The sequence below is a fragment of the Phenylobacterium sp. genome (genome assembly GCF_036501465.1).
In the GTDB taxonomy this organism is placed as follows: Bacteria; Pseudomonadota; Alphaproteobacteria; order Caulobacterales; family Caulobacteraceae; genus Phenylobacterium.
This window is the reverse complement of the sequence record NZ_DASYAF010000033.1, coordinates 1-13,903: the sequence shown is the minus strand read 5'-3', so window position 1 is coordinate 13,903 and position 13,903 is coordinate 1. Positions and strand designations below refer to the sequence as shown.

Here is a 13,903-nt window from a genome sequence, read left to right as displayed (position 1 = left end):
GCATCTGCTGCTTCATGGCGAAGCCGCCTTCGATATCGGCCCCGAAGTCGGCGACGATGCGGCGGCCCTCGCGATCGCGGCCGCCGATGGGGTCCATGAAATAGAGGTGCGGGATCGCCCCCAGCGCCGCGGCGGACCCGGTCCGATAGTTCGGCACGGAGGACGCGAAACAGGCGTCGCGCGCCAGCTGGCTCGCCGCCTCATGGTCGGGGTGGTAGTCGGCGGGCGAGGCGGCGATCACCACGTCCGCCCGCGCCCAGCGGATCAGCTCGGTGACCGCGCGCCGCGCGGGGTCGTCGTTGTAGACGCCAAGGTCCGGCAGGGCGGCGCAGCGGTAGTCGGCGCCGATCAGGGCGGCGGCGACGGCGGCCTCGGCCTTGCGGATGCGGGCGGTGTCGGCGAGGTCGGTGGAGTCCGAGCCGCACTCGCCAGCGGTCAGCGTCGCGATGCGCACGGCGTGGCCCCGCGCCGCCAGGATCGCCAGGGTTCCGGCCGCCAGGTGCTCGATGTCGTCGGGATGGGCGTGGACCGCCAGGATGGTCGCCATGGCCCAGGCTTAAGCCAGGCCGCCGGCCAGGCCAATGGAGGGGCCCGAACGCGAACCGCCGGCCAGGTCGCGCCCGGCCGGCGGATTGTCAGGCGTTCCGGCGCAGCGGTCGGCTCAGTTGTAGTTGACCGTCAGCGTCAGGGTCCCGGTGTAGTTCTGGGCCGTGGTCGCCGAGCTGATGTCGAACTGGCCGCCGACGTTGATGTCCTGGGTCCCGCCCGCCGGAACCGTGCCGAGGGAGCCGGTGGTGGTGGTGGGCGCCGCGGCCGAGACGTTGGTCAGGCCGTTCTGGGTGAAGGTCAGGCTCTGGGTCGTGGTGTAGGTGGTGGCGGCCGGCGCCACGAAGTTGAAGCGGGCCTGGCTGGTGGTGCTGTTGACGACCGAGGCGTTACCGGCGCCCGCGGAGACGGTCACCGTGCCCGAGGTCGAGCTCAGCGCGATGGTGTTGGTTCCGCTCGACGGGCGGATCACCGTGCCGAACACCAGGTCCTGGGTCTTGGTCAGGGTGTCGGGCGACATGACGGTCAGCGTGGCGTTGGCGGTCGTCGACACGGTGCCGGCGGCGAAGGCGCTGGTGGCCAGGGCGGCGAGCAGCAGGCCGGCGCCGACCCGGATGGCGGTGTGACGGATATTCATCGTTCCCCTCGACTCGAAATTCGCCTTAACCATTGGCCGGCGAAGGTTAATTTCCGAACCCGGATGCGCGCCTGTTCCAGATCGGCACATACAGCCAAGCTACTGTGACGTCCGCCGCAAGTGGCGGACCGGAATAAGCTTTGCAAGACGAAACGACCGGATAACCGAGGTATCGCGCGCTCTTGTCGCACCCTTTTGCGCCCCGACGGCCGGTCAAACCTTAACCGGCACGGTTAACGCCGGCGCGCGGCGGCTCAGCGGCCCAGCCGCCAGCCCAGGTCGTTGAGCATGCGGTCGAAGAATTCCTGGGTGTAGGCGGCCTCCGGCTCGGATCGCACCAGGGCGTCGAGCTTCACCGCGTCCTCCCCGACCAGGATCCGCCAGCGGTCGGCCTTGACCCCGTCCAGGATGATGGTGGCCGCCTGGGCCGCGGTGGTGGGCGCGTCCTCCAGGAACCGGCGCGCCTGTTCATCGACCATGGCCTGCAGGGCGGCGTCGGGCAGCTGGCTGACGTCCATGCCCATGCGGGCGATCTGGGCGCGGGCCTGGACGAGCTCGTCGGTCGAAAGGGCGTCGTCCTCGCGGCCGGTGCGCACCTTGCGCGAGTTGGCGACGATGGAGGTGCCGATGTGGCCCGGCATGACCACCGAGACCTTGATGTTTGGGGCCGTGCGGGCGAGGTCGGTGATCAGGGCCTCGGAGAAGCCCTTCACCGCGAACTTCGCCGCCGCATAGGCGGTGTGGCTGACGTTTGGGCCGAGGCTGGCCCAGAAGCCGTTGACGCTGGAGGTGTTGACGATGTGCGCCTCGTCGGCCGCCTGCAGCATCGGCAGGAAGGTGCGCACCCCGAGGTAGACGCCGCCCCAGCAGACGTTGAAGGTCCGCTCCCAGTCCTCGCGGCTGTCGGCCACCATCGAACCGCCGCCGCCGATGCCGGCGTTGTTGAACAGCAGGTGCAGCCGCTCGCTGTCGTGCTGGGCCTTGGCCTCCTCGCGGAAGCGGACAAGCTGGCTCTCGTCGGACACGTCGGCGATGTGGGCGGTGACCTTGGCGCCCTGGGGCACGCCGTCGGCTTCGCAGAGCGCGATGGTCTGCGCCATGCTCTTCGCCGAGACGTCGCACATGGCCACCGAGCAGCCCTCGGCGATCAGCTGGCGGGCGAGTTCGCGCCCCATGCCGGTGCCGCCGCCGGTGACCACGGCGAAGCGGCCTGCGAAATCCTTCATGGCGTTTCCTCGAACATCCGGTTTGCCGCGAGCCTAGGCGCGGGCGCGGGGCGGCGTCCACCGTGACCCCACGGAACAGGAGCCGTCAGGCGGGGTTCTAGAGACTTCAGAGCCAAAGGAGCCCGGCCATGGCCCGCAAGTCCGGCGGCCGAAAATGGTCCGCCAAGGTCACCGAGACCAGCAACGCCCTCGACCTGAAGCCGCACGTCTTCGAGAGCGACAGCCCCAAGGCGATCGCCGCCTCGCTGAAGCGCTCCGCCGAGCACAGCCACCGGCGGAAGGGCACGCCGTTCCAGTCGGCCATGTCGATGCTGACCTTCTACATCAACCGCGGCGGCAAGACCCTGTCGGCCGAACGCAAGCAGACCCTCGAGAAGGCCAAGGACGAGCTGCGCGAGCAGTTCCACCGCAAGTCCAAAGACCATCACGCCTGAAGGCAACCCCGCCTGACGCTTCAGATCCTCAAGGAGGTCCGCCATGAAGCTCTACCTCGCCCCCGGCGCCTGCAGCCTCGCCGACCACATCGCCCTGCATGAGGCCGGGCTGGAATTCGACCGCGTGAAGGTCGACCTGAAGACCAGGAAGACGGAAGACGGCCAGGACTACAGCCAGATCAACCCCAAGGGCTATGTGCCGACGCTGCAGTTCGACGACGGCGAGGTGCTGACCGAGAACGTCGCCATCCTGAGCATGATCGCCGACAAGGCGCCGCGGCTGACGCCGGACGGCAAGTTCGGCCACTTCCGCCTGCTGGAGATGCTGACGTTCATCTCCACCGAGATCCACAAGGGCTTCAAACCCTTCTTCAAGGCGAACGCGACCGACCAGGAGAAAAAGGCCGCCGGCGAGCTGCTCGGCAAGCGCTTCAGCTACCTCGCCGAGCGGATGAAGGGCGACTATCTGTTCGGTTCGCGGTTCACGGTGGCCGACGCCTATCTCTTCGTCATGTGCCTGTGGGCGCAGAAGAACGGGCTGGAGCTGCCCAGGCCGCTCCCCGCCTTCGTCGCCCACATGAAGGCGCGGCCATGCGTGCGGCTGGCGCTGGAGCACGAGGGCCTGGCCGCGGAGTCGACGGCTTCCTAACCACCCCGTTCAGCCTGCGTTCAGCATAAAATTCATAGGCTTACTTTCGTGAACAGTTCGGCGTTTCGGCCGTTGATTTCATGAAGGAGGCCAAGATGAGAAAGACTCTGACGGCCGCGCTGGCGGCCCTGACCCTAGGCGGCGCGGTGAGCGCCACGGCTGTGACCGGCGCCGACGCGCGCCCCTATTATCACGGCGGCTACTACCACCGCGGCAGCGGCGGCGCGGCGATCTTCGCCGGCGTGGCGGGCTTGGCGCTCGGCGCGGCCCTGGCTTCCGATCACCCGCGCTACTACGCCCCGGCGCCCTACTACTATGGCCCGCCGGCCCCTTACTACTACGGCCCGGCGACCTGCTACACGACCCGCTGGGTCTGGGACCCCTACGTGGGCCGCCGTGTCCCGCAGCGCGTTCCGTACGCCTGCTAAAGCCAAATGGGTGTGAGGGCTGCGCTTCAGCCCTCCACCGCGAAGGTGAGGCCGGCGTTCGCCTGTAGGCGCTCGATCAGCTTCGACCCCATGACCGCGCCCGGTGTCCAGACACCGCCGGGCGCGGTTTTCGCATCCGTCACCAGGCAGATCGCCGCCTCGGCCAGCATCTTCGAGGTCGAGCCGTAGCCCGGATCGCGGTCGCCCTTCACCGAGACCTTCACCTTGCGGCCGTCCGGGGCGACGGCGATGAACGCCACGTCGTAGAAGCCGGCCTCGCGCTCGGCCTTGGACGGCCCCTCGCCGGGCTTGGGCGCATCGGCGCCCATGGCGAAGACTTCCGGCGCGCCGGGCGTCACCACCGCCATCTCGTCATAGGCGAAGTCCGTCCCCCAGGGATGGCCCTGCAAGGCGTTCGAACGGTGGACGTTCTTGGTGTTGATCGCCGCCATCATGAACGGGCCGACGTCGGCGCCGACATCCTCGTCATGCTCCACCGCATTGCCCGGCGGCTGCGGCGGGCCGGTGAAGCCGGGCGTCAGCGCAAACGGGTTCATCATCAGGGCGATGAGCGAGGGGTCCTTCTGGATCGCCGCCATGGTCGCCGCCCCGCTGGCTGCCGTGCCGCCGGACATGCCGCCGGCCATGGCGCGCAGCCGGCCCTTCACGCGCGGGACATAGGCGCCCAGCCTGGCCTTGGCGGTTTCCTGCGCGAAGCAGACGCCGAGCTCGAAGGGAATGGAATCGAAGCCCGCCGAATGGACGATCCGCGCGCCGGACGCCTTGGCCGCGGCGTCGTAGGCGCCGATCACATGGGCCATCCAGTTGGGCTCGCCGCAGAGGTCGAGGCAGTCGGCGCCCGCCTTCACGCAAGCCGCCACCAGAGGCTCGCCGTAGAGCTGGTAGGGGCCGACCGTGGTGACGATCGCCTTGCCGCGCGCGACCATGGCCGCCAGGCTCGCCGGGTCGTCGGCGTCGGCCACGATCAGCGGCGTGTCCTTGGGCAGGCCGAGCTCGTCGCGCACCTGTTCCAGCTTCGCCGCGCTGCGCCCGGCCATGGCCCATTTGACCTCGCCGCCCACGCCGTAGCGCTGGCCGAGATACTCGGCCACCAGCCGCCCCGTATAGCCGGTGGCGCCATAGACGATCAGGTCGAACTCGGCGTTGGGGTTCATGGGGGCGCTCCTCTGCACACCCAGGTTCTGGGCTCCATCCGGCTTAGACATATTTTACGCCGTAAACAACAAGCTCGCGTGAAACGTAACGGGAACGTGGTATGGGTCACGGCATGGCCGACGCCGGCGCCCTGCCTGCCGATCTCCTGCCGCCCAGGTTCGCCGACTGGTTCGCCGGCCGCGGCTGGAGCCCGCGCGCCCACCAGCTGGCGATGATCGAACGCGCCCAGGCCGGCCGCGACGCCCTGCTGATCGCGCCGACCGGCGGCGGCAAGACGCTGGCCGGCTTCCTGCCCAGCCTGATCGAGCTTTCCGAACGGCCGCCGCCCAACAGCCCGTCCAGCCTGCACACCCTCTACATCTCGCCGCTGAAGGCGCTGGCGGTGGACGTGGAGCGGAACCTGGGCGCGCCGATCGCCCAGATGGGCCTGCCGATCACCGCCGAGAGCCGCACCGGCGACACCGGGATTTCGCGCCGCCAGCGCCAGCGGGTGAAGCCGCCCGAGATCCTGCTGACCACGCCCGAGCAACTGGCCCTGCTCTGCGCCTGGGAAGGCGCGCGGCTCTATTTCGAGAACCTGCGCTGCGTGATCCTCGACGAGATCCACACCCTGCATTCGTCCAAGCGCGGCGACCTCTTGGCGCTCGACCTCGCGCGCCTGGCCCAGTTCGCACCGAACATGCGCCGCGTCGGCCTGTCGGCCACTGTCGACGACCCCGAGGTCATCAAGGCCTGGATGGCCGATCACACGCCCACGAAGGCAAATGGGGGCGGGACGGAGAGCATCGACCTCGTCAAAGGCCCGCCGGGCGCCGAGCCGGTGGTGGACGTGCTGCTGTCGGAGGGCCGCGTGCCCTGGTCCGGCCATACCGCACAGCACGCCATGGCCGAGGTCTACGAGACCATCAAGAAGTCCCGGATCGCTCTGGTCTTCGTCAACACCCGCTTCCAGGCCGAGTTCGCCTTTCAGGAGCTGTGGCGGCTCAACGACGACGCCCTGCCGATCGCGCTCCACCACGGCAGCCTCGCCGCCGAACAGCGGCGCAAGGTCGAGGCGGCGATGGCCAGGGGCGAGCTTCGGGCCGTGGTCTGCACCTCGACGCTCGACCTCGGCATCGACTGGGGCGACGTGGACCTGGTGATCCAGCTCGCCAGCCCCAAAGGCGCCTCGCGCATGGTCCAGCGGATCGGCCGCGCCAACCACCGGCTGGACGAGCCCAGCCGCGCCCTCTTTGTCCCGGCCAACCGGTTCGAGATGCTGGAGTGCCAGGCCGCCCGCGAGGCGATCGCCGAGAACAAGCTGGACGGCGACCCGCCGCGGGTCGGGGCGCTCGACGTGCTGGCCCAGCACGTCATGGGCTGCGCCTGCTCCGAGCCCTTCGACATGCTGAAGCTCTATGACGAGGTGGTCTCCGCCGGCCCCTATCGCGCCCTGCCGTGGGAGGACTTCGAACAGGTCGTCGATTTCGTCTCCACCGGCGGCTATGCGCTGAAGACCTACGACCGCTTCCGCCGGATCGTGCAGGGTCTTGATGGGCGCTGGCGGGTGCGCAACCTGGAGACCGCCCAGCGCCATCGCCTGAACGTCGGCGCCATCGTCAGCCCGGCCATGCTGGCCGTGCGCATCGCCACCCGCCGGGGCCAGGGCGGGCGCAAGGTGGGCGAGATCGAAGAGGGCATGGTCGAGATGCTGGAGCCCGGCGAGACCTTCGTCTTCGCGGGCCAGGTCTGGCGTCTGGTGGCGGTGACCAACATGGACGTGCTGGTCAGCCCCGCGCCCGGCGCCGACCCCAAGATGCCGTCCTGGGGCGGCTCGAAGTTCGCGCTCTCCACCTACCTCGCCAAGCGGGTGCGCCAGCTGATGTACGACCAGGCGCACTGGAACGTGCTGCCCAATGACGTGCGCGAATGGCTGGAGGCGCAGCGCGACCGCTCGCTGATCCCGGGCGAGGACGAGATGCTGCTGGAGACCTTCGCCCGCGGCCATCGCAACTTCATGGTCTGCTACCCCTTCGAGGGCCGGCTGGCGCACACAACGCTGGCCATGCTGCTGACGCGCCGGCTGGAGCGGATGGGCCGCGGGCCGCTGGGCTTCGTCTGCAACGACTACGCCATGGCGATCTGGGCCATGAAGCCGCTGGGCGAGGTCGACTTCGAGGAACTGTTCGCTGAGGACATGCTGGGCGACGACCTGGAGGCCTGGCTCGCCGAAAGCTTCATGATGAAGCGGGCCTTCAAGGGCTGCGCGATCATCGCCGGCCTGATCGAGCGGCGCTTCCCCGGCCAGCAGCAGAAGTCCGGCCGCCAGATCACCTTCTCCACCGACCTGATCTACGACACGCTTCGCCGCCACCAGCCGGACCACCTGTTGCTGCGCTGCGCGCGCGACGATGCGGCGACGGGTCTCGTGGACGTGGCGCGCCTGGGCGCGATGCTGGCGCGCATCAAGGGGCGAATCCGGCATTCTCCACTTGGGCGCCTGTCGCCCTTTTCGGTGCCCATATTGCTGGAGATCGGCAAGGAACGCTCGCCGGGGCACACGGGCGAGACCATGATCCTGCACGACGCGGAGGAAGACCTGATCGCCGAGGCCCTGCAATGAGCGCCCTGCCCTCCGAAAGCGAGGCGCGCGCCTTCGCCTACGATTACACCGTGGGCGACTGCGGATCGCTGCGCACCCGCCTAAGCGCGGCCGAAGCCCTGCTGCGCGCCTCCGGCGCTCTGTGGCTGGCCGCCGAGCGCGCCCTGGTGGTCGCCGACCTGCACCTGGAAAAGGGCTCCTCCTATGCCGCCAGGGGCCAGATGCTGCCGCCCTACGACACTCGCGAGACCCTGGGGCGGCTGGAGGCGGAGGTCGCGGCGCTGTCGCCCGCGATTGTGATCCTGCTGGGCGACACCTTCCATGACCGCAAGTCGGAGGCGCGGCTGGCGGCCGACGACGCGACGCGCCTTCGGGCCCTGGCGGGCGGGCGGACCCTGGTCTGGGTGGTGGGCAACCATGACGCCGACGGGCCCCGGGCGCTGCCGGGCGAGGCGGCGGACGAGCTTTCGCTCTGCGGCCTGACCCTGCGCCACGAGCCGCGCCCGGGCCTGCAGCCGGGCGAAGTCAGCGGCCACCTGCACCCGGCGGCCAAGGTGAAGAGCTTCCGTGGCACGGTGCGCCGCCGCTGTTTCGTCACCGACGCCGAGCGGCTGATCCTGCCGGCCTTCGGGGCCTATGCCGGCGGGCTGAACGTGCGCGACCAGGCCTTCGCCGGCCTGTTCATCCGCCCACCGCTCGCCGCCGCCCTGGGGCACGGCCGCGTGCACCCCGTCGGCTGGCGATCCCTGACGGAGGACTGAACGCCCCGACGACGGCCGGAAACCGGCCCCCCGGGATGTCCGCCATGGGTGGTCAGCGGACAATCAGCGCGACGCCGGAACGCGACATGGATGGACGTCGACCATCGACCTTGACTTGAGGGCTATGATGTTCTACTTTTGTTCCACATCATGACCGCCTCCGATCCCCGCAGCCGACAGCTTTCCGAGATGGCCGAGTGCGCCTATCGGCTGGGCATGGCGTTCGGGGCGGCCACCGAGAGGGCGCAGGGCACGGGCGACTGGCTCCCCTGTTTCAACGCCTTCGACCGCTGCTTCTTCGCCGTGCGGGTCGCAACCGCGCTGCAGCTGCGCTTGAACCGGGCGCCGGCTGAGCCGCGCGAGGCGGCCACGGACCGCAAGGCCCTGATCGACCGCTCCGATCCGCCGGAAACCTCCGAGTCCGACTGGGACAGCCGTGACCGCGATGGCGGTTATGGCGAACGCGACCGGGATCGGGACCGCGAATCCGAACGCGCCAGCCTGCCGATCCTGATCCGTGCGCTGGAGGGCGTCACCGCCGACGCAGAGGCGCTGCCGCCCCCCGCGCCCCTTGAACTCGTCACCCTTCGTGAGCTGATCGCTCACGCGAAGGCGGCGCCCTCGCCCTCGCAGACCGCTCAAAGCCTGCGATCCCGGCTCACCGGCTCCGGCGGCGCGTTGGCTCCCGCGCCAAGGCTGCAGCGGGGGCCACACCTGGACTCCAACGTCGGCCAGGTTCTGGCCGCCCGGCGCGCGCCAAGTCGCGCAACCGGGCCACCGGGGCGATGAACGCGCGCGATCTCGAAGCCTGATCTGCAGGACCCGCGGCGGCGGGAACGCTCAGAGGTGGCCGGTCTTGATCGCCTGGTCGAGGCAGATGGCGAGCGAGATGCAGGCGCCGGCGGTGAGCGTGGTCGACAGCCGCGGATAGCGCGCCGGCACGTCGGGCGCCTGATGGTCGAACATCCACTGCACCAGGAAGGCGACGATGCAGCCGCCCACCACCCAGCCGTCCCCGATCCGCCCGCGCGCCAGCAGGATCACCCAGGCGGCCACCGGGGAGGCCACCGAGATGACCAGCCGCCCGGGCCGCGGCCGCGGGCGGCCGCTCTCCAGCCCCCAGCGCACCCCGCCCAGGAAGGCCAGCACGCAGCCGGACCAGGTCAGGATCACGCCCAGGGCGGGGCGGGCGACGTCGACCGGCCCCCAGGCGTACGCGATCGCGGCCAGCGGAAACGGGGCGAGGGAGCCGATCGCGATGGCCCAGAGGGCGGGTGGAATGGATTCCCAGCGGGAGGCGGCGCCCGGGTCGTCCGTCACCATTCAGTCCCTCCGAAACGCCGAGGACGCCGCCCAACCGGCCCCTAGGGCGAAGGCCATCGCGGCCAGACCATAGGACCATGGCCTCTCATGCGCCCAAAGGTAAAGCCCGCGTTCGACGCCCACCTTCTCGACCGTCAGGGTGCGGTCCTTCTCGGAAACCGGCTGGCCGCCCTGGAACAGCAGGATGCGCACGGCATAGCGGCCGATCGGCGCCTCGGCCGGCAGCGGGATCTCCGCGCGGAACAGGCCCTTGTCGACGAAGCGGACCCCGTGCTCGTCGACGGCATAGAGGTTTTCCTCGGTCTTCAGCCGCACCACCGCCTGCTTCCAGTCGAGGTAGTCGGCGCCCAGGCTGGAGACCACCATGTCGCGCACCCCATAGCGGGTCTCCGTGGACTGCTCGGCCGGCGCGTTCATCCGCAGGTGGTCGACGCCGGCCTCCAGCCGGCGCAGCACGCCGAAGCGGGCGATGTCGTCCAGCGGGCGGGTGGACGCGGCGATGTAGAACCCCGGCGCGCCCTGGAAGACCACCGGGCGGCTGTTGATCCAGACGCCGGCCACGCGGGCCTTGCGCGCGATGCGCACCGGCTGGTCGGGGCCACGGACGATCACCACCACGTCGCTCGGCCGCGCGTTGGGGTCGAAAACCGCGCCGTAGAGCACGATCCGGTCGCCGCGGAAGTCGGAGTTCACCCGCACATTGGTCTCGGTGAGCGCCGCCGAGACGACCGGCGCATTGGCGGGCGGACGGTCCGGCGGCGAGGCCTGCATCAGCCGTTCCCCGACATCAGGACGAAGGGCTCATGCGGGGTGAAGAAGAGGCCGAGCCCCATCCTGAGGCCCACCAGCAGCACGATCAGCGCCAGCAGGGCGCGCAGTTCCTCGGCCCGGAAGCGCGTCGAGGCCCGCGCCCCGAACTGGGCGCCCAGCACCCCACCGGCCAGCAGCAGGGTGGCCAGCAGGATGTCGACCGTCTGGTTGCGCCCGGCCTGCAGCACCCCGGTCAGCGCCGTGGTGGTGATGATCTGGAACAGGCTGGTGCCGACCACCACGCTGGCCGGCATGCGCAGGACGTAGACCATGGCCGGCACCAGGACGAAGCCGCCGCCGACCCCCATGATCGCCGACAGCACGCCCACGAAGGCGCCCAGCAACAGCGGCGGGATCACGCTGATGTAGAGGCGCGAGCGGGGGAAACGCAGCTTCAGCGGCAGCCCATAGAGCCAGGGCGGACGGCGGTCGCCGCGCGGCTTGGGCGGGGCGTTGCGGCGCCGGCGCAGGATCGCCCCCAGCGACTCCCAGAACATCAGGCCGCCGATGATCCCCAGGAAGATCAGGTAGGAGAGGGAAACCACCAGGTCGGCCTGACCCAGAAGCCGCAGCCAGCGGAACAGCTCCACCCCGACCAGGGAGCCGAACGCGCCGCCCGTCGCCAGCACGCCGCCCATGCGGAAGTCCACCGCGTGCCGGCGGCTGTAGGAAATGACGCTCGACATCGACGAGGCGGCGACGTGGTTCGACATGGAGGCCACCGCCACCGCCGGCGGAATGCCGAGGAACACCAGGATCGGCGTCATCAGGAAGCCGCCGCCGATGCCGAACAGGCCGGAGATGAAGCCCACCAGGGCGCCCAGCGCCACCAGCAGCGGGGCGTTCACGGACACCTCGGCAATGGGCAGATAGATGTCCAATGTCGCCTCTATGGACCGAGGCCGACCGGCAAGCGGCTCAACGCGAGAGGACGGAGAGCCGGGTGACCGTGGCGGAATCCAGCGCGCCGGTGACCGCCAGGCCTTGATCGCGCTGATAGGCGGTGACCGCAAGCTTCAGGGCCTGGGGGTTCGACGCGTCAGCTCGGCCCTTGTAGTAGCCCAGGCGGCCCAGGATCTTCTCGGCGGCGACCGTCGCGATCACCGTGGCCGGCGCCGTATTGGTGGTCTGGAAGGCGCCGGCCTGGGCCTCCGCCTGGGTGAGCTGGGCGGGCGGCAGCTTGGCCTGCAGGTCCATGGCGCTGGCGCGGGCCTCGTTGTCGCCGGCGTTGGCGGCGATCATGAACCACTTGTCGGCCTGGACCAGGTCGCGCGGCACGCCCGATCCGGACTGGTAGAGCAGGCCGAGGTTGAACTGGGAGTCGACCACGCCACGCTCGGCGGCCTTGCGGAACCACTGGGCGGCGGCGACCGCGTCGGCCGGGCCGCCTTCACCGCGGAAATAGTAGAGGGCGAGGTTGTGCATGGCGGCGGGCTCGCCGGCCTCTGCGGCGCGCATGGTCCAGCGGCGGGCTTCGCCGAGGTTCTGGCTCACCCCGGCCTCGCCGGTCTCATAAAGCCGGGCCAGGAAGATCTGCGCCGGGGCGTTGCCGCCGTCGGCGATGGCCTTGAGCTTGGCCAGCGCCCCGGGCTGCTTCTGCTCCACGGCCGCGGCGGCGCGAGCGTAGTCGGCTTCGGCGGAAGCGGCGCTGGGCGCGGCGGTTTCGGCCGCCGGCGCAGCGCGCGGCGCCTCGGCGGCCGGCGGGAGGTGGGCGTCGACCGCTTCCAGCGGCTGGGCCGCCACCGGCTCGGGGTTCAGCGCCACCGCGGCGCGCGGGCCGGAGGTGAACGGCAGGAGGTCGTGAGCCGAGTGCGACCCCGGCCCCTCCATCAGCACGACGCCCGCCGCGCCGACGCTCAGGAAGGCCGCGCCGCCGGCCACCATCAGGGCGGTCTGCCAGGTGGAGGGCGGACGCGCGCGCAGGCCGGCGAACAGACCCGCGGCGCGCATGCCGCCGGGCTGCTGGCGACGGCTGCCGGCGAACAGGGTCTTGGGCCGTGGCGCGGCGGCGGCGGCGCGGGCCGCGGCTCGGGCCTGCTCGATCACCTGCTTGGTGGAGAGCTGCGCCGAGGCGTCGATCGCCGGCTTCGGGCCGAACTCCAGGTCGGGGATCGCGCCGGCCTCGCCCGCGAGCTCGGCGCGCGCCTCGTCGTCGTCTTCGTCGTGCGCCGCATCCTCGCCCTCGGCGATCGGGGCGAACTCGCCCGCCACCGGCGCGAAGGCGTCCACGTGGGCGAAGTCCTCCTCGTCGAACGACGGGTTGCCGGGGTCCAGCGCCGGTTGGCTGACCGGCTCGGCGCGGGAATAGAGCTCCGCGCCGAACACCGCCGAGACGGCGGGCAGTTCGTCCTCGGCGAGCTCGGGCTGCGGCGGCTCGGCCCGGGCCGGCTCCACGCCCTGCGCCGGAAGGAAGGGCTCGTCCTGGGGCTGCGGTCGAGCGAGGTGGGTTTCGAACAGGCGCTGGGTGCGCTCCTCGCTCTGGCGGAGGCGCTCGGCCAGGTCGCTCGCGGCGCGTTCGTGGCGCTGCTCGATGCGTTCGGTGACCTTGGCCACCTGCTCGCCCACGTCGTCGATCGCCTGGGCGGCGCGGCGTTCGGACTGGCCGATACGATCGGTGAGCCGCTCGGTGATCTTGCCCAGTTCCTCGCCCAGCCGCTCCAGGGCCTCGGCATGCAGCTGATCGGTCCGGCCCAGGCGGTTTTCCACCGCGCCGGCGATACGCGCCACTTCGCCGCCCACCTGCTCGATGGCCTCGGCGCTGCGCTGTTCGGCGGAGTGGACCCGGCGGCCGAGGGTTTCGGCCATGGAGAGGACCTCGCGGCCCATGGTCTCGATCGCCCGGCCGGTGCGCTGGTCGACGGCGGTCATCCGCTGCTCGACCTGGCCCAGGCGCGCCTCCACGGCGGCGGCCAGCGGCCCCGAGCCGGTGGCGGCCAGGCGCGCGGCGATCTCGGCGCGGTTTCCGGCCACCTGGCGGCCGAGTTCGTCGGCGAGCGCGGTCAGGCGCTGGTCCATGTCGCCGCGGACGCTGGAGTCGGCGGCGTACATGCGCTGGTCGAGCTGGCCCAGGGTGTCGCGCAGGCTGTCGAGCGCATCGCCGGTGCGGGCCTCGGCGTCGGCCAGCCGCTGGGCCAGCCGGCCCACCGCTTCCTCGATCACCTCGGACGGGTCGGCGCCGGCCTCGATATTGGCGAGGCGCGCTTCGATTCCGGCGAGCGTGGCGCGTGAGCGCTCCTCGCCCTCGACGAGCTGGCCCGAGACGCGGGCGACCGAAGCCTCCAACGCCTTCAAGGCTTCAACCGAACGCGGACCGGAGAGGTCCTCCTCGATCC

Annotated in this window: 14 protein-coding genes; 6 read left to right on the top strand and 8 right to left on the bottom strand. The window is 70.8% G+C overall.

What is annotated here, in order from left to right; all coding sequences use genetic code 11:
• From VGL85_RS03520 to VGL85_RS03510, 3 genes are all read right to left on the bottom strand, one after another.
• Nucleotides 1-547, bottom strand: a 547-nt coding sequence (locus VGL85_RS03520) for a PIG-L family deacetylase (RefSeq protein WP_331586040.1), incomplete at its 3' end; no start/stop codon positions are given.
• Between the two features lie 114 nt (nucleotides 548-661).
• Nucleotides 662-1,183, bottom strand: a complete 522-nt coding sequence (locus VGL85_RS03515; RefSeq protein ID WP_331586038.1) for a DUF4402 domain-containing protein — start codon at nucleotides 1,181-1,183, stop codon at nucleotides 662-664.
• A gap of 254 nt (nucleotides 1,184-1,437) precedes the next feature.
• The gene (locus VGL85_RS03510; RefSeq protein ID WP_331586036.1) at nucleotides 1,438-2,409 is read right to left on the bottom strand and encodes an SDR family oxidoreductase; all 972 of its coding nucleotides are present in this window, start codon (nucleotides 2,407-2,409) and stop codon (nucleotides 1,438-1,440) included.
• 128 nt (nucleotides 2,410-2,537) lie between these two features.
• Here VGL85_RS03510 and VGL85_RS03505 point away from each other — a divergent pair, with 128 nt between their 5' ends.
• The 3 genes from VGL85_RS03505 to VGL85_RS03495 all read left to right on the top strand — a co-directional run bounded on the left by VGL85_RS03505 (nucleotide 2,538) and on the right by VGL85_RS03495 (nucleotide 3,920).
• Entirely contained in the window at nucleotides 2,538-2,843 is a 306-nt protein-coding gene (locus tag VGL85_RS03505; protein ID WP_331586034.1) for a DUF3175 domain-containing protein, read from the top strand.
• A 43-nt stretch (nucleotides 2,844-2,886) separates the two neighbouring features.
• On the top strand, nucleotides 2,887-3,492 hold the full coding sequence (locus VGL85_RS03500; RefSeq protein ID WP_331586032.1) for a glutathione binding-like protein: 606 nt from the start codon (nucleotides 2,887-2,889) through the stop codon (nucleotides 3,490-3,492).
• A gap of 95 nt (nucleotides 3,493-3,587) precedes the next feature.
• The gene (locus VGL85_RS03495; protein WP_331586030.1) at nucleotides 3,588-3,920 is read left to right on the top strand and encodes a hypothetical protein; all 333 of its coding nucleotides are present in this window, start codon (nucleotides 3,588-3,590) and stop codon (nucleotides 3,918-3,920) included.
• Between the two features lie 26 nt (nucleotides 3,921-3,946).
• Here VGL85_RS03495 and VGL85_RS03490 read toward each other — a convergent pair whose 3' ends face one another.
• Nucleotides 3,947-5,095: a saccharopine dehydrogenase family protein gene (locus VGL85_RS03490; RefSeq protein ID WP_331586027.1), complete on the bottom strand. Its 1,149-nt coding sequence runs from the start codon at nucleotides 5,093-5,095 to the stop codon at nucleotides 3,947-3,949.
• Nucleotides 5,096-5,208: 113 nt separating this feature from the next.
• On the opposite strand from VGL85_RS03490, the gene VGL85_RS03485 reads away from it, so the two are divergent.
• The 3 genes from VGL85_RS03485 to VGL85_RS03475 all read left to right on the top strand — a co-directional run bounded on the left by VGL85_RS03485 (nucleotide 5,209) and on the right by VGL85_RS03475 (nucleotide 9,227).
• Nucleotides 5,209-7,698, top strand: a complete 2,490-nt coding sequence (locus VGL85_RS03485; protein WP_331586025.1) for a ligase-associated DNA damage response DEXH box helicase — start codon at nucleotides 5,209-5,211, stop codon at nucleotides 7,696-7,698.
• On the top strand, nucleotides 7,695-8,438 hold the full coding sequence (gene pdeM, locus VGL85_RS03480; protein ID WP_331586023.1) for a ligase-associated DNA damage response endonuclease PdeM: 744 nt from the start codon (nucleotides 7,695-7,697) through the stop codon (nucleotides 8,436-8,438). The genes VGL85_RS03485 and pdeM overlap by 4 nt, the downstream gene beginning before the upstream one ends.
• A gap of 138 nt (nucleotides 8,439-8,576) precedes the next feature.
• Nucleotides 8,577-9,227, top strand: coding sequence for a hypothetical protein (locus tag VGL85_RS03475; RefSeq protein ID WP_331586021.1), 651 nt, complete (start codon nucleotides 8,577-8,579; stop codon nucleotides 9,225-9,227).
• Nucleotides 9,228-9,278: 51 nt separating this feature from the next.
• Here the strand turns inward: VGL85_RS03475 and VGL85_RS03470 are convergent, their stop codons facing one another.
• From VGL85_RS03470 to VGL85_RS03455, 4 genes are all read right to left on the bottom strand, one after another.
• Entirely contained in the window at nucleotides 9,279-9,761 is a 483-nt protein-coding gene (locus VGL85_RS03470; protein ID WP_331586019.1) for a DUF3429 domain-containing protein, read from the bottom strand.
• On the bottom strand, nucleotides 9,762-10,532 hold the full coding sequence (locus VGL85_RS03465; protein ID WP_331586017.1) for a TIGR02186 family protein: 771 nt from the start codon (nucleotides 10,530-10,532) through the stop codon (nucleotides 9,762-9,764).
• Nucleotides 10,532-11,452, bottom strand: coding sequence for a sulfite exporter TauE/SafE family protein (locus VGL85_RS03460; RefSeq protein ID WP_331586015.1), 921 nt, complete (start codon nucleotides 11,450-11,452; stop codon nucleotides 10,532-10,534). The genes VGL85_RS03465 and VGL85_RS03460 overlap by 1 nt, the downstream gene beginning before the upstream one ends.
• Before the next feature lie 37 nt (nucleotides 11,453-11,489).
• Nucleotides 11,490-13,903: peptidoglycan-binding protein (locus VGL85_RS03455; RefSeq protein ID WP_331586013.1), on the bottom strand; the 2,414-nt coding region annotated here is incomplete at its 5' end.